Raw genomic sequence first — 15,625 nt, forward strand, 5'->3', positions numbered from 1 at the left:
GTCAGAACTCCGCGCCCGGTGGCAGAAGCGCCAGCAGGCTGAACAAGATGATAGCCAGTCCGAGAGAAAGATTTAGACGGCGGACAATGCGGCGCGTTCCCGCAATACGGTCGGAGAGCGGGCGCACGGCCGGTTGTTTTGCCCGCAGGCCCATCCGTTCCAGAACGGAATCGACTTCGGCAAGGGCTACTGTTTCATCGTCGCCAGCGGCGATCATCCGAAACAAGGCGGCGTCGAACAGGAGATGCGCGGCAATGCCCAGCCCAATCAGGGTGCTTGCCAGTAGCACCGGCCATATCAGCCAGAAGGCGAGGTCGTGCTGCGCGCGCGCAAACGGCGCGACACCGACCAGCACAATCGCAATACCAAGCCCGATAAAGGCGCGGCGGCGCAAGGCTTTGGCACTATGTGCGGCTGGAGAGATCATTCGGGCACCTCATGGGCGTGCAGCCGGAGCGGCCAGCCTTTGGCGCGGATGAGGTTTTCGGCCTCACGGGCGCTGGTCGCATGCCCGGATTGCACCAGCCAGTCGACGGCAACGGTTGCGCTTCGCTGGAAGCCAAGCGCACAGCAGATCAGGACCGGGCCTGCGTGGCAGGCCGCTTCCACCGTATCGGCGGCGAGCCGAACCTTCTCCGGCGATGGCGGCAGCAGGTCCATGCAGCAGAAGCTTTTCCAGTCTTCCGCACCGCGCGGCGCAACCAGTTCGGCAGTTAAGTCGATGACGGTTGAGAAGGTGCGGGCTTCGCTTTCGACGGGAAGCGACCGAGAAACACAGTGTCGGTCAGAGCAATGTAAGGCGGTAATTTCCGTGTCCAGAAAAGGATATTGAGGCGCGCAAACAGCCGGTATGGTGCGAGCAGCCACCGGCTTGCAAGGCTGACTGTGCCGTCTGTCCGTTTCTGGAAAACGTCGGGACCGGCCCCGAAATAGCCCGCCGCCACGATGGCGAGAGCAAGGGCTGGCCAGAACCAGAAAATCGCATAGCCGGTCAGCGTCAGGCCATGAATGCCAAGTGCCAGCAACAATAGCGCACCCGCCAGATAATAACTGCCGAGACGCCGTGCTTTTGCATTATCCGTCAGACGAAAACCGGCAAGTGGCGATGGGCCGGTACGCGGAAACAGCCAGAGCACGAAAAAGCCAAGCAGTGCCCCTGCCGGAATATCGACTGCATGGTGCTGATAGGTTGTCAGCACCGACAGTCCGATCAGCAGGCACCAGATATGCCAGACGGTGCGGGTGCCGCCGCGCATGATGCGGCGCATCTGATCCCAGATGACGATCAACAGCGCGATATGCAGCGAAGGCGCCTGATTGAACGGCTTGTCGAAGCCGCCCAGCACATCGAACATGAAGCCCGGCAGGCCGGAGGTCTCGGGCTTCACGAAAGTCGCGGTCAGCGGAAAGGCGACGAAGCAGATAACGGCGATGATCTGCGCCGTCAGATAGCGCTTTGCGAGACGGTCCACCTGTTCGGGGCTTTCATTGACGAAAAGCGCAATGGCATAGAACAGGTTCACCGACCAGTAGGGCACGATGCTCCACGCGATGAACGGGACTCGGCTTTCCCAGCCAAATGCCAGATTGGGAACTTCGACGCGCAGCGAAGCGAGCCAATTGGCGGTGCCATAGGTCAGGTAGAAAAAGGGACCGAGAAACAACAGCCATAGAATGGCGCGCCGGATGACCGGCCGCCGTGGTGAACCGTCGATCCCGCCCAATGCTGCTGTCACGCTTCCGGCTCTCCGATGCGCTCGGCGATGGAAACGGTGAAAATGCCCCACTGGTCGACGCGCTGTTCTAGCTTGCGATAACCGGCCTTTTCCACCAACTGATCCATTTCCCCTTGCGTGCGGCGACGCATTATCCAGGCTTCGCCGCCGCGATGTGACGTCAGCGCGCGGGCGATCATTTCAAGCTGCGGATGCCATGGCTGGTTGGTGTAAATCAGCAGAGAGCCGGGCTTTTGCGCCCGCGCCAGCCCCGACAGCGAGCGCTCGATCAGCGCATTGTCGGCAAAAAGCTCATAGAGGCCGGATACGATTGCCAGATTTGGCCGTGGCTCGATGGCGGCGAGGCTATCCGCATCGAAGGCGTCGCCTTCTTCCATGCGGGCAATGGTTTCCAGCCCGCGATCGGCGATCAGCTTGCGCCCGGCAACCACATTGATCGGCGAATAATCGCGCAAATATATGCTGTCGGGCATGATGCCCGCGCGCGCCACCGCATCGATCACATAGCGGCCATGGCCGCAGGCAATATCGAGGATATTGGTGGGGCGGCCTTCGCTTTTCAGGCGGGCCAGCGCCTTGCCGATCAGCTCTTCCAGATGCACCTTGCGCTGACGGATGCCACGCCAGCCAATGGCGTCGAGAAACTGCCGGTCGATCAGCTTGCCGCCAGGGCCAAACCCGCGCGTTTCGTTTTCATAGACATAATCGAGTGTCGAGCCGGAATCGAAACCGGTGCGCCGCCCCACTTTCAGCCCTTCGGAAAAAGCGCGCCAAAGGCGATGGACGAGCGGGTCGAGGCCCAGTAAAGCCCGCGCGGCGACAACAGCGGCAACGGACTGGAAAGCCTGTCGGCTTCGTCGCGTGTATAGCCCGCAATATGCGCTTCGGTCAGGTCGGCGCGCTGCGGCGCTTCGGCAAAGCGCTGGTCGATGAAGGTCTTGATCTTGTCGATAGCCTGCTTGCGATCCTTCTCGCCCAGCGTATCGTGATAGAAACCCTTCAGCACGTGCCGTTCCTTGATGCGGCTGCCGAGATTTTCGAAAAAGCGATGCTGGGGCGTGGGGCGCACCACAAAATCGCTGCCGGAAATCAGAAGCTGTGTCGGCACGGTGATGGCGCGTGCATCATCCACCACGCGCTTTGCCGCTTCATAAAGTTGCAGCAGAATATGCGAGGCGATGGGGCGGGTGATCAGCGGGTCGGTGCGATAGGATTCGATCCGTTCGGGATCATGGGTCAAAAACTGCGGCTTGACGTAGGAATTGACGTAGAACGTGCCCTTCAGCTTCTGCCACAGTGCAATGCCTTCCTTGGCGAAAGGCACATAGAGCTTGATGTCGAAGGCAAGCGACGCCAGCACCAGCGCCCGGATATTCGGCGCATAGTCGTGCACCCATGCGGCGGCAAGCACTGCGCCCACGCTCTGCGCGATGATGGCGACGTCTTCAATGGCCACGCCGGTTTCTTCACGTATATGCGCGACAAAGCTGTCGAGATCGCGGATCGATGCGCCGAAGGACGGCGAGAAACCGCGCTCGCCGGGGGACTTTCCGTGGCCGCGTGCATCCCATGCATAGAAGGCGAAATCATCGAGGCCCAGTTCATCGACCAGATGCGCAACGCGCCCGCTATGTTCGTGGCCGCGATGCAATAGGACGATCACACCCTTTGGCTTGGCGGAGGCAGCGGGCCAGACACGGTAGAACAGCGATGTACCGTCATGGGTTGTAAACCGGGCTTCCGTCGCTTCGCGATGCGCCGTCTTGTGCGTCGGCATTTCTGCATGCTGGCTCATCCGGTCCCTCCCAATTGCTTAATTCAAGCTGCCCGCAATCAATTAACCCCAATTAGTATTGAGTGCAGTAGAATGTTTGAATAAACGAGCAAATGCGAACCGCAAATAGCTGTTTGTCCGATATTGTTCATTTCCCAAGAGATTCTCGATGTCCGTCTATCAGCTAAAGTCACAATTCCAGAATTTACTGCGGCCTTTGGTGGTGCGACTTGCCCGTGCGGGCATGACGGCCAATCAGGTCACAATAGGCGCAGCACTCGGGTCGGTCATACTTGGTGCGCTGCTTTTCTGCAGCGGCGGTGCGCTTTGGTTCGCGCTGGTGCCTGTCTGGCTTTTCCTGCGCATGGCGCTCAATGCGGTGGACGGCATGCTGGCGCGGGAGCACAACCAGAAGAGTATACTCGGCGCTTATCTGAACGAGGTTGGCGACGTCGTTTCCGATGCCGCGCTTTATGCGCCATTCGCCATTGTCGCACCCTTTTCCGGCGCATGGATGTTCGCCATCGTCCTGCTTGCGGTTCTGACGGAGTTCGTGGGCGTTACCGGCGCATCGTTGGGCGCAAGCCGCCGTTATGACGGCCCGATGGGCAAGAGCGACCGCGCGGTGGTCTTCGGAGTTCTTGGCGCGTGGATCGCCGTTGACGGCGGGTTGCCGGGCTGGGCGTTCTGGGTTCAACCGCTGCTGTGCCTGCTGCTGGCCGTGACAGTGATCAAGCGCGTGCGCGGCGGACTTGGCGAAGTTGCTGCTATCGCTCGAAGCGCTTGAGCACACCCAGCAGCAACAACGGCACGAATGTCGTAATCACGATGGCGATGAAGGCCATCGCCATGCCAAGGCCGACCGAACCCTGTTCGAACTGACGCCAGATGAAGATGGATATGGTCTGCATGCCGACAGGCGCGACCAGAACCGAGGCGACCAGTTCACGCGTTGCGACCGCAAACACCAGCAGCATGGCGGTAATCAGGCTTGGTGCGATCAGCGGCAGCATGATGCGGCGGAAAGCCATAAAACTGTTGGCACCGCAAACGCGGGCGGCGGCTTCCAGATTATCGCCGATCTGGTGAAAGGCGGCGGTGGCATAGCGGATCGGCTGCGGCAGCAGGATGCAACAATAAGCGAGTAGCAATATGAGCGGCGTGTTGTAGGGCGAGACCGGCAGCGATGGCTGGTTCCATGCCAGAATGAGACCAACCGCCACCACGACGCCGGGCAGGGCGTTGGGCAGGACGGTCAGCACATCAAGCCAGAAGCGCCCGCGAAACCGCAGTTTCACCACCGCATAGGCGGCGACGGCACCAAGGAACCCGGTCAACAGCGCGCTGCCGAGGCCGAGCGACAGGCTGTTGAACAGTGCGCGCATGCCGCCAGCACTGTTTTCGGCGATGGCTGCGAAATTGTCGAAGCCGAGATTGGCGGGCGTCAGTCCGCCGGAGACGGTTTTGGACAAAGCCGTGGCGAGGATCGCCAGCAATGGAATGCCGGTGGCCGCAAAAGCGACCAGCGCAAACAGCGCCACCACCGGCGCGGTCATGGCGCCCAGCGGGCGCTTGTCCTTCGATTGCGGCTTGCCACCCGTGGTCACATAGGAGCGGCGGGTCAAAATCCAGCGCTGGATGAGGAAAGCCGCTAGTGACAGGCAGACCAGCGTGAGCGAAAAGACCGAGGCCCCGGCCAGATCAATCGGCCAGTCGGAAATGCGCAGGTCGATCTCCGTCACCAGCACTTCAAAGCCCGAGCGGCGTCCAAGCGCTGCTGGCGTGCCATATTCCTCGATGGCTGCCGCGAAGACGAGCAGCAGGCTTGCCGCCAGTCCCGGTGTGGCGAGCGGCAGGGTGATGCGGAAGAAGGACCGCCATGGCGAGGCGCCGAAGACACGCCCCACATCGGAGTATCGCGCACCAACCGCTTCGATGGTGCGCGATACCGCGAAATAGACCAGCGGAAAAGTGTTGAGCGCCATAACGAAACTCATGCCCGCGAGCGAAAATAGGAACGGTGCCAGATGGAATCCGGCAAGCTGTTCGAGATAGCCGCGCGGCTGCAAGGTCATGATCCAGCCAAGCGTCGCAATATAAGGCGGGATCATGAAGGGAACGAGCATCAGCACGTCCCAGACAACAGCAAAGGGCACTTTGTAAAGCGCGCGAAACACCGCGAGCGGCAACGCGATCAGCGCTGACAGCACGACCACGCAAAGGCCAAGCAGCACCGTATTGGCGCTCATGCGTAGAAGCTTCGGATCACCGAACAAGGCCGGAAGATGCAGGAAGGGCTCGGCCAGCGAGCCCTGTCCCAGTTTTGGAAAGACAGCCTGAAGCACGATGAAGACAAAAGGCACGGCCACAACCAGCGCCAGTCCGGCGGTGGCGACAAGTCCGAGCGGGTTGGCGCCAGCGCTGCTATTTGTCTTCATGACGATGCTTCTTAATTGCTGGCTGCGAAGATCGCGCCGAATTCCTTCAGCGTTTCATTGCGCTTGCCATAGACTTCCTTGGCGTCGATGGTCAGGATTTTCAGGTCGTTGATCAGCGGACGATTGGCCGGAATATCGGTGCGCGATGGCATCAGATAGGTTGCGGCAACCAGTTTCTGGCCTTCGTCGGACAGCATGTAATCAATGAACTGCTTGGCCTCGTCCTGGTTCTTCGACCATTTCAGGATCATGGCCGGACGCGGCGCGACAACCGTGCCGGAAGTCGGGAAGATCACGTCGATGGATTCGCCCTTGGCCTTGCCTGCAAGCGAGATGTAATCGACCGCGCCGAAAACGGCGGCCTTAGCACCCTGAAGCACCGGGTTCAACGCTTCGGCATTGGCACCGGCGACGGTCGCGCCATTGGCGCGCAGGTTCTTGAACAAATCCCAGCCCTGCTGCGACTGAAGGGCGGCGACCAGTTCGAAGCTTGCGCCCGACTGGGCCGGATCGGGCAGGTTCACCAGATCCTTGTATTCAGGCTTGGCGAGATCGGCCCATTCGGTTGGCTTCGGCGTTTTGCTGGCCGGGTTCCACGCGATGCCAAGCGCCGAAACGCCCTGTGCGACGGCGGTTTCGGTTTTCAGGAACGCTGGCACTTTTTCGGCATTGGGGCTGGTATAGGCAACCAGCCAGTCACGCTTGGTGAAATCGGTTGCCGTGTCCCAGGATGCCGAGATCAGCACGTCCACCACCGGATTGGCGGCCTCGGCTTCGATGCGGGCCATAACCTTGCCGGTCGTGGCCTGAAACACATTGACCTTGGCGCCGGTCTTGGCGGTAAAGCCGGTGGCAAGCTTTTCGATGAGGCTGCCCGGGCCTGCCGAATAGACGGTGATGTCGGCATAAGCCGCCGTGCTGGCGAGCAATGCGGTCATAAGCGCAACGCCTGCGCCGAGAATGGATTTCGTCATGTGTGCCTCCTGAGATATTGCCTGTGATGGTCTTATTTTGAGAACCAGCGCAGCTGGCCCGGATCGATGGCGATGCCGACAGGAACACCCGGCGACAGGCGGACGGCATCGAGATAGGTCAGGTCATGCCCGGCATTCTGGTCGCCGATACGAACCGTCGTCAGATGGCCGTCACCGCGAAACTGGCTGCGCAAAACCGTGGCCGGGATCGCCGTGTCATTGAGTGGTACGCTGCGCACGGAACGCGACGGCAAAAGCACATGCGTTACCCCATCCGGGGTTTCAGTATGGGCGATGCGGATATCGGTTTGGGTGATGCGATAGGCATCGTTATACCGTTCGACCGGCACGACGCAGCCCAGACGCAGAAAATCGGCGACTTCCGGCGATTTCGGCTGGGCCACCAGCAGTTCGGGTGCGGCAAGCTGCTCGATCACGCCGCCTCGCATCACGGCAACCTGATCGGCCAGCGAGAAAGCCTCGCTCTGGTCGTGGGTAACATAGATGGCGGTCAGGCCGAGATTGGAAACGAGCTGGCCGATTTCCGTGACCATGTTTTCGCGCAGTTCACGGTCGAGATTGGAAAGCGGTTCGTCGAACAGCACCAGTCCCGGTTCGGCGACGATGGCGCGGGCAATCGCCACGCGCTGCTGTTGCCCGCCGGACATGTCGCTGATGGAGCGATTGCCGAAGCCAGTCAGCCCGACGCGATCCAGCGCGGCGGTGACGCGCTTTTCACGGTCGGCGCGGTTGATTCCGCGCATTTCGAGTGGAAAAGACACATTGCCGAAAACCGTCATATGCGGCCAGAGCGCATAATCCTGAAACACCATGCCGAGATGGCGCTTTTCCGGGGGCACGAAACTGCGGCTGGCCGCATCTGCAACCGTGACGCCATTGATCGTGACGGAACCTTTGGTCGGTGCGAGCAGGCCCGCGACAAGGCGCAGGAGTGTCGTCTTTCCGCAACCCGATGGCCCGAGCAGGGCAAGGGTCTTTCCCTTGGGAAGCGTCAGGCTGATGTGGTTCAGAATGGTCGCCGGGCCATAGGCAAGGCTGAGACCTGCCGTCTCAACGGCAATATCTGCGGAAACTGGACGGCTATGTAACATTTGCCTGCAATCAAAACGGTTTCGCCGCTTCTATTCGGATTGCATGACGCGTGTATGACAGGCTGTGATTGCACCGTCAGAATGCAAAAAACCCCGCTTGCGCGGGGTTTTGTGGTTCAGTCCGCCAGGACCAGAAGATCGTGCGAGGCGAAATGCACCGTCACCTTATCCCCGCGCTGCGGCGGTGGTTGTGTCGGGTCGTTGAACGTATCGAAGGACAGGCGGTTCTTGCCGAGCGCCACGCGTGTGCGGATGACGGAACCGAGGAAATGCACATCCTCGATGGTCGCATCCAGCGACGTGTCGTGGCTCTTGCGCGCTTCGAGGCTGACAGCTTCCGGGCGCAGCGCCAGCGTGACCGGCTTGCCCTTCGGATGATGGCCGAGCGTGTCGCGCACGGTGATCATGCGCCCGTCAAGGTCGATGCCGTTCTTGTCCGGTTCGCTGACCGAAGCTTCCAGCATGTTGAGCGTGCCCACGAAGGAGGCGACGAAGCGCGAGGCCGGGCGGTTGTAAATGTCGAAAGGCGATCCGATCTGGTCGGCGCGGCCTTCATGCATGACCACGATGCGGTCGGAAATCGACAGCGCTTCTTCCTGATCATGCGTCACGAAAACCGTGGTGATGCCGAGCTTTTGCTGGATGGTGCGGATTTCCTCGCGCAGACTGATGCGGATCTTGGCATCAAGCGCCGAGAGCGGTTCATCAAGCAGCAGCACCTGCGGCTTGGTGGCGAGCGCGCGGGCCAATGCAACACGCTGCTGCTGGCCGCCGGACATCTGGTAGGGATAGCGGTCCGCCAGATGGTCGAGGCGGATGAGGCCGAGCATTTCCTTCACCGTGGCATCGATTTCCGCCTTCGGCTTGCCCGCAACGCGCAGGCCGAACGAGACATTCTGCGCAACCGTCATGTTGGGAAACAGCGCATAGGCCTGAAACACCATGCCGATATTGCGCTGGTTGGGCTTAAGGTCCACCACGTCGGTGCCGTTGATCTCGATGGAGCCGCTATCCGGGTCTTCGAAACCGGCGATCATGCGCAGAACGGTGGTCTTGCCGCAGCCCGACGGTCCGAGGAAGGAGACGAATTCGCCCTTTTCCACGGCGAGGTTGAAATCGTGGACGACGGTATTGGCGCCGAAGCTCTTTTTTCAGGTTCTTGATATTGAGAAAAGCCATGAACGTTACCCGGCGGTTGTCTTGAATTTATTGAGGCGCGAAACGAGCTGCAACATGATGATAGCGAGCCACGTAATGCCAAACGAGATGATCGCCAGCGCGGACGGTTCGTAAGCGCGGTTGGCGCCGACCAGCTGGAGATAAGGCCCGAAAGCCGGACGGTTCAAAAGCGAAGCCAGCGTGAATTCGCCGATGACGATGGCAAAGGTGATGAAAGCGCCGCTCATCACACCCGAAATCACATTCGGGAAGATGACCTTGAACATGATGGTGGGCCAGCTTGCGCCAAGGCTCTGGGCGGCTTCGGTCAGCGTGTTGACGTCGATGGTGCGCATCGCCGTATCGACGGCGCGATACATGTAAGGCAGCGACAAGGTCATATAGCCGAACATCAAAAGCAGGTCGGTCGCGCGGGTGGACGCCGTAAATGGCAGCCATGACGACGAATTATAGATGCGCAGATAGCCGAACACGATGACGATGGCCGGGATGACCAGCGGCATCAGCGTGATGAATTCCATCACCGGGCGCAACTGCGGCAGGCGCAGACGCACCCAATAGGCGGTCGGCACCACCAGCAGCACACCGAAGATGATGGTCAGGATGCCGAGCAGGATCGAATAGCCGAAGGTTGCCTGGAAATTCGGATCGGTGAACACGACACGATAGGCGTCGAAGGAATATTCGCCGCGCCGCATGCGCAGCGAGAATTCGAACGTGCCAATGAGCGGGACGAGGAAGTAGACCGCGCCAATGAAAAAGGCGATCCACGCTCCAATTTTCTGGGCTGTCGAGCCTTTCATCGCTGCCACCTTTCGGCACGCATACGCAGCCAGATATAGATCAGATTGGAAATGCCGGTGATGACGATCATGCCGAGCGCCAGTGCATAACCAAGGTTTTGGTTATGCAGAACGTCGCCGCGGATCTGCGCATAAAGCAGGATCGGCACGATGTTGAGCGACGAGCCGGTCAGCGCATAGGCGGTTGCAATAGCGCCAAACGCATTGGCGAAAAGCAGCAGTGTGGTGCCGAGCAGGCTTGGCCACAGGATCGGAAAGGCCACCATGCGCCAATATTGCGCATTGGTTGCACCGAGGATCGAGGAGGCCTCGCGCCATTCCTTCTTCAGACCGTCCAGCGCCGGCGTGAGGATCAATACCATCAGCGGAATCTGGAAGAAGAGATAGGTCAGCGTCAGGCCAAAGAAGCTCAAAAGGTTGAAGCCGGTCGCGTAGAGATTGAAGCCGAACCATTCGCGCAGCAGGATCGTCACGAAGCCGGTGCGCCCCAGCGTCGCCAGAAAGGCGAAGGCGAGCGGCACGCCGGCAAAATTGGACGCGACGCCGGAGAAGGTCAGCACGGTCGGGCGCAGCCAGGACGGCAGATTGCCTAGAACCACCGCCCAGGCCAGAAAGAAACCGATGATCGCGCCGCCAATGGCCGATGCAAGGCTGACCTTGATCGAAATCCAGTAGGCGCTCATGATCTGCGGCTGGAACAGATCATTGATGTTCTGGAGCGTGAGATTGCCCGCCGGGTCCTGAAACGCGCCGATGATGAGATACATCGTCGGCCAGATCAGGAAGAGAATGGCGAAGAGGAAAAACGGCGCCACGCCAAGCCATGTCAGCGGTAGTCGGCGTTTGCGCACGCTACCGACCGGACTGGCTGGGGCTGCTGTATCGGCTACTGAACTCATGCGCTCTTTCTTCGGCTGTTCGTTTCGCACTGCATTTCGGCTTGTGGCGCGAAGCGTGCGGAAACAGGCAAGATACACGACAGATCGGTCGAGTAGAGGCCACAAAAAGGGAAAATCGGCGTTGGACCGATTGGGGAAATCCCCGTTCAGCCCAACGCCCTTTTCATAGAACCATCGTCAGAAACGAACGAAGTCGCTTACTTGACGTTGGCGCCGACGACGCTATCCCATTCCTTGGTGATCGTTGCCTGCGCGGCGTCGATCTGTTCCAGGGTCGGGAAGATTGCCTTTTCATAGGCGGCTGCGTCCGGCAGCTTGTCCAGCAGATCCTGCGGGATCTTGCCAGCCTTGCTCATCGCGTTGAAGCGAATCGGGTGGCAATAGCCCTTCAGATAGCCAATCTGGCCTTCATCCGAATAGATGTGCTCCATCCACAGCTTCGCAGCGTTCGGATGCGGTGCGTAGGCGCTGATGGCCTGCACATAGACGCCAGCAATCACGCCCGTCTTCGGGATGATGGTTTCAACTTCCGGGTTGCCCTTCAGCGTGTCGCGGTCCGCGAGCGCGTTGTAGTCCCAGCGGATGATGATCGGGGTCGAGCCCTGCGCCAGCGACGCGGCCTTGCCGATGACCGGCACGAAGTTGCCCTTCGCGTTCAGGTCCTTGAAGAATTCCAGACCCTTCTTGCCCGCGGCTTCGCCTGGCTCTGCACCGGCTGCGATACCGGCAGCATGAACGCCGAGAATAGCCTGTGCCGAAACGCGCGGATCGCCAGCGAGCGAAACGGAGTTGGCATAGTCGCTCTTCAGGAGGTCAGCCCAGTCCTGCGGCACATCCTTGATGATGTCCTTGTTCACCTCGAAGGCCAGAACGCCGTAATAGTCGCCGTACCAGTATCCTTCAGGGTCCTTGGCGCTATCCGGAATTTCGTCCCAGGTCGAAACCTTGTATGGCTGGATCAGGCCGTCTTTCTTGGCCGAGGTGCCGAAAGCAAAGCCGACGTCGATGACGTCCGGAGCCTGCGGGCCCTTATTGTCCTTGTTGGCCTTAATGGCTTCAATTTCATCGCCCGAACCGGCATCCGGGTTCAGTTCGTTGACCTTGATTCCGTACTTGTCCTTGAAGCTCTGGATGACTTCGCCATAGCCGCACCAGTCATGCGGGAGGGCGATGGTGGTCAGTTCGCCTTCTGCCTTGGCTGCAGCGATCAGTTCGGCTGACGGCTCGGCAGCGGCGATGGAAACTCCGGCAACGGCGATAGCGGTCGAAAGCGACAGCAGACGCGCTGTATAGCTAAGCATTGTTTGACTCCCCTAATATTAGGTCGGCGAAAGCCCCGGCCAATTCCGGAGCCCGCGCCTACCCGTTACCCGCCCGACATGACGGTTGGATGACAGTTTGCTGCTTGTCACAAATTGCCAACAACAGAAAGTGAAACACGTTTTCAGTGACTTAGCAATTCATCCCTGTGGGGGAGGAACATTTTTATGACAAGAAATGTGACAGAGCTTTCGCGGTTGTCACATTTTAAACGGAAGCTGTTCCCGCTACGACAAGGATTTGCCTGCTCGCGGCGCGGTTGTATTTTTCTCCGCGAAAAACGAAAAAACCCGAAAGGTGTTTGAACCTTTCGGGTTTCGTATGAAAGCCTGGGAGGATGCTTTCGAGGGTTAATGCCCGCCGCCACCACCGGCGACCTGCTTTGGCTTGCGCAACAGGATGGCGCAGACGGCCAGCGTGCAGAACATCATCGTCAGAATGAAAAACACGTCGATGAAGGACAGGAGCGTTGCCTGCTGCCGGACCATGCCGGAAAGTTTGGAAAGGGCGATGGTCGGGCCGTCGAGACCGGCGGCGTTGTACTTCGCCGTCAGATTGGCCACCATCTGCTCGGCTTCCGCATTGCCCCAGCGCACATGTTCGGCAAGCCGGTCGTAATGCATATCGCCGCGGCGCGTCAGGATGGTGTTGATGACCGCAAGGCCGACAGCACCGCCGAGGTTACGCGTCAGGTTGAAAAGGCCCGAGGCGTTTTTCAACAAGGCAGGCGGCAGCGTGCCCAGCGCCAGATTGTTGATCGGCACCATGCAGAGCATCAGCGAACAGCCGCGCAGGATCTGCGGGAGCAGCAACTCGTGGAAATCCCAGTCGGCGGTCAGGCCGGTGACCATCCACGTTCCGGCAGCAAAGCCGAGGAAGCCGATCATCATCATCAAACGCGGGTCCATGCGATTGGACAGGAAACCCGCAACCGGCGCCGTCATGAACATGGCCAGACCGCTGACGAACAGCGCTTCGCCGATCTGCAACGCATCATAGCCGCGCACGCTGGCGAGATAGAGCGGATAGAGATAGGTGAGGCCGTAAAGCCCGACGCCCATCACGAAGGAAAACAGCGATCCAAACGCGAAATTGACATTCTTGAAGGCGCGCAAATCCACGATTGGTTCTTCGGATGTGAAGGCGCGATAGAAGAAGAGAATGCCGCCGACGGTCATGACGATGGACAGGATGAAGATGGCTTCATCCTGCAGCCAGTCGTTGCGCGGGCCTTCTTCCAGCACATATTCCATCGAGCCGAGGAAGGCTGCCATGCCTACAAGACCCCACCAGTCGAACTTGCTCAAAAGCGAGCTGTCGCCTTCATCGAAGTCGATCAGGTTCCAGGCGGCGATGGTGACGAGAATGCCGGGTCCGACATTGACCAGAAACAGCCAGTGCCAGGAAAAAGCGTGGCTGAGATAACCGCCGACTGTCGGGCCGATGGTGGGCGCAAGCGTCGCCACAAGACCGATCATCGGCGAGACGATGGAGCGCTTGGACGGCGGGAAGATGGTGAAGGCTGCCGCGAACACGCTGGGGATCATGCCGCCGCCGATGAAGCCCTGGATGGCACGATAGACGATCATCTGATCGATATTCGTCGCGGTGGCGCAGAGCATGCTGGCCAGCGTGAAACCCGCTGCCGACAGCGTAAACAGCACGCGCGTCGACAAAAGCCGCCCGAGGAAACCGGACAGCGGGATCATGATGACTTCCGCGATCAGGTAGGATGTCTGCACCCACGAGATTTCGTCGGAACTGGCGCTCAGGCCTGCCTGAATTTCGGAAAGCGATGCCGAGACGATCTGGATGTCGAGGATCGCCATGAACATGCCGAAGACCATGGCCAGAAAGGCGACGGCCTTTTTGGGGTCGATACGGTCGTCTGCCGGGGTCATAGGCCCCATCGTGGTGTCTGCGGCCATAACGGCGCACTCCGGAATGAAAGAGAAGACGGCGCAGAGTTAAAAGCCGCGCCGCTGCTTATTCTTGCGACAGTCGTATAGCCGAACGGTTAGTTCGCCTTGTCTTCAGGGGCGGTGCGCGTATCGATGTCCACGATGACGCTCAGGCCGGCGCGGATCTTGCCGGAGTCCAGCGCATCCTGCGGGATGGCGATACGAACAGGCACGCGCTGCACCACCTTGGTAAAGTTGCCTGTGGCGTTTTCCGGCGGCAGAAGCGAGAACACCGCGCCCGAGGCCGGGGCCACCGAAACGACCTTGCCGTCGAACTTGGTGCCATCAATGGCATCGACATAGATGTGCGCCGTCTCGCCGGTCTTGATCTCGGCGAGCTGCGTTTCCTTGTAGTTGGCATCGATATAAAGCTCACCAACCGGGACCAGCGCCGCGATCTTCTGGCCGGGAGACACGAGGTCGCCTTTCTTGCCGGACAGATTGCCAACCACGCCATCGAACGGCGCGCGTAATGTAGTGAAAGCCAAATCACGGGCAGCTTTATCACGAGCAAGTTCTAGCGATTTCGTGCCGCTGTCCGTTTCTTTATATTGGGCTTTGAGAACGTCGATATTCGCCTTGGCGGAAGCGATCTGCGCATCGGCATTGGCGACATTGGCGCGTGCCTGGTCGAGCGACGACTGCGCCGTGTCGAGATCGGCCTGGGCGACAAAACGCGTTTCGTGCAGTTTCTGCACGCGCGTCAGGGTGGACTGCGCATTGGTCAGAACGGCGCTTGCCGCCTGCTTCTGGGCTTCCGCCTGCTGTTGGGTTGCCTGGGCTGCCGTCGTCTGCGCGACGATGCGGGCCAGCGTTTCCTTTGCGTGGAAAGCTTGGCTTCTGCTTCATCAAGCGCGATCTGGTAATCGCCAGGATCAAGCTGGAAGATCACATCGCCAGCCTTGACGCGCTGGTTTGCGGCAACCGGAATATTGTCGATATAGCCCGTCACCTTCGGTGCGATGGACGCAATGTCGCCCTGCACATAGGCGTCGTCGGTCGAAACCATGAAGCGGCCAACGGTCCAATAATCATAGCCATACCAGAGGCCTGCGGCCACAGCCACGATCAAAACGCCCGGCAGCACCACGCGCTTGCCGAAACTCTTTTTCCCGCCACCTTTTGCGGTATCCTTATGCGGCGCTTCCTGCGGGCGCGCATTGGGAACAGCATGAGGCTGCGTTCTCTCATTCTGTGGCGCCTCGTTGGTCTCGGGTGCATCACCCGGCGCAAAGGTCTTGGCCGTGGGAAGTTGGGCCGTGGGAAACTGGCGAATATCGGCCTGATCTACAGACTTCTTGGCAGTCATAGGTGAAACTTTCTGCACATCCAGTGGATTGAACCGCTCGGTTCGATGTTGACATAATCCAATAAGATGCGCATATCAAGCGATATCGAACCGCTCGGTTCGAAAAATATGTAAGAGTTT

Annotated in this window: 9 protein-coding genes and 4 pseudogenes; 1 reads left to right on the forward strand and 12 read right to left on the reverse strand. The window is 59.6% G+C overall.

Going from position 1 to position 15,625, the window contains the following annotated elements:
* Position 1 precedes the first annotated feature (1 nt).
* The 3 genes and pseudogenes from QLQ11_RS17120 to QLQ11_RS17130 all read right to left on the reverse strand — a co-directional run bounded on the left by QLQ11_RS17120 (position 2) and on the right by QLQ11_RS17130 (position 3,513).
* Positions 2 to 427: a hypothetical protein gene (locus QLQ11_RS17120; RefSeq protein WP_109367919.1), complete on the reverse strand. Its 426-nt coding sequence runs from the start codon at positions 425 to 427 to the stop codon at positions 2 to 4.
* Positions 424 to 1,736, reverse strand: a pseudogene (locus QLQ11_RS17125) (phosphatase PAP2/dual specificity phosphatase family protein). Before QLQ11_RS17125 ends, QLQ11_RS17120 begins: the two are co-directional and overlap by 4 nt.
* Positions 1,733 to 3,513: pseudogene (locus QLQ11_RS17130) on the reverse strand (bifunctional alpha/beta hydrolase/class I SAM-dependent methyltransferase). The pseudogenes QLQ11_RS17125 and QLQ11_RS17130 overlap by 4 nt, the downstream one beginning before the upstream one ends.
* Before the next feature lie 166 nt (positions 3,514 to 3,679).
* On the opposite strand from QLQ11_RS17130, the gene QLQ11_RS17135 reads away from it, so the two are divergent.
* Positions 3,680 to 4,297, forward strand: coding sequence for a CDP-alcohol phosphatidyltransferase family protein (locus QLQ11_RS17135; protein WP_109367916.1), 618 nt, complete (start codon positions 3,680 to 3,682; stop codon positions 4,295 to 4,297).
* Here QLQ11_RS17135 and QLQ11_RS17140 read toward each other — a convergent pair.
* The 9 genes and pseudogenes from QLQ11_RS17140 to QLQ11_RS17180 all read right to left on the reverse strand — a co-directional run bounded on the left by QLQ11_RS17140 (position 4,278) and on the right by QLQ11_RS17180 (position 15,505).
* Entirely contained in the window at positions 4,278 to 5,948 is a 1,671-nt protein-coding gene (locus tag QLQ11_RS17140; protein WP_109367915.1) for an iron ABC transporter permease, read from the reverse strand. The two genes, QLQ11_RS17135 and QLQ11_RS17140, sit on opposite strands and share 20 nt — an antisense overlap.
* Before the next feature lie 11 nt (positions 5,949 to 5,959).
* The gene (locus QLQ11_RS17145; protein WP_109367914.1) at positions 5,960 to 6,922 is read right to left on the reverse strand and encodes an ABC transporter substrate-binding protein; all 963 of its coding nucleotides are present in this window, start codon (positions 6,920 to 6,922) and stop codon (positions 5,960 to 5,962) included.
* A 32-nt stretch (positions 6,923 to 6,954) separates the two neighbouring features.
* Positions 6,955 to 8,034 carry an ABC transporter ATP-binding protein gene (locus QLQ11_RS17150; protein WP_109367913.1) on the reverse strand — a complete coding sequence of 360 codons (1,080 nt, stop codon included), beginning with the start codon at positions 8,032 to 8,034 and terminating at the stop codon, positions 6,955 to 6,957.
* 116 nt (positions 8,035 to 8,150) lie between these two features.
* Positions 8,151 to 9,213: pseudogene (locus QLQ11_RS17155) on the reverse strand (ABC transporter ATP-binding protein).
* A 5-nt stretch (positions 9,214 to 9,218) separates the two neighbouring features.
* Positions 9,219 to 10,016: an ABC transporter permease gene (locus tag QLQ11_RS17160; RefSeq protein ID WP_109367911.1), complete on the reverse strand. Its 798-nt coding sequence runs from the start codon at positions 10,014 to 10,016 to the stop codon at positions 9,219 to 9,221.
* Positions 10,013 to 10,915: an ABC transporter permease subunit gene (locus QLQ11_RS17165; RefSeq protein WP_109367910.1), complete on the reverse strand. Its 903-nt coding sequence runs from the start codon at positions 10,913 to 10,915 to the stop codon at positions 10,013 to 10,015. Before QLQ11_RS17165 ends, QLQ11_RS17160 begins: the two co-directional genes overlap by 4 nt.
* Positions 10,916 to 11,112: 197 nt before the next feature.
* On the reverse strand, positions 11,113 to 12,216 hold the full coding sequence (locus QLQ11_RS17170; protein WP_109367909.1) for an ABC transporter substrate-binding protein: 1,104 nt from the start codon (positions 12,214 to 12,216) through the stop codon (positions 11,113 to 11,115).
* A gap of 369 nt (positions 12,217 to 12,585) precedes the next feature.
* Positions 12,586 to 14,163, reverse strand: coding sequence for a DHA2 family efflux MFS transporter permease subunit (locus QLQ11_RS17175; protein WP_109367908.1), 1,578 nt, complete (start codon positions 14,161 to 14,163; stop codon positions 12,586 to 12,588).
* Between the two features lie 89 nt (positions 14,164 to 14,252).
* Positions 14,253 to 15,505, reverse strand: a pseudogene (locus QLQ11_RS17180) (HlyD family secretion protein).
* Between the last annotated feature and the right edge of the window lie 120 nt (positions 15,506 to 15,625).

Origin of the sequence: Ochrobactrum sp. SSR, from assembly GCF_030067775.1 — a bacterium.
Taxonomy (GTDB): Bacteria; Pseudomonadota; Alphaproteobacteria; order Rhizobiales; family Rhizobiaceae; genus Brucella; species Brucella teleogrylli.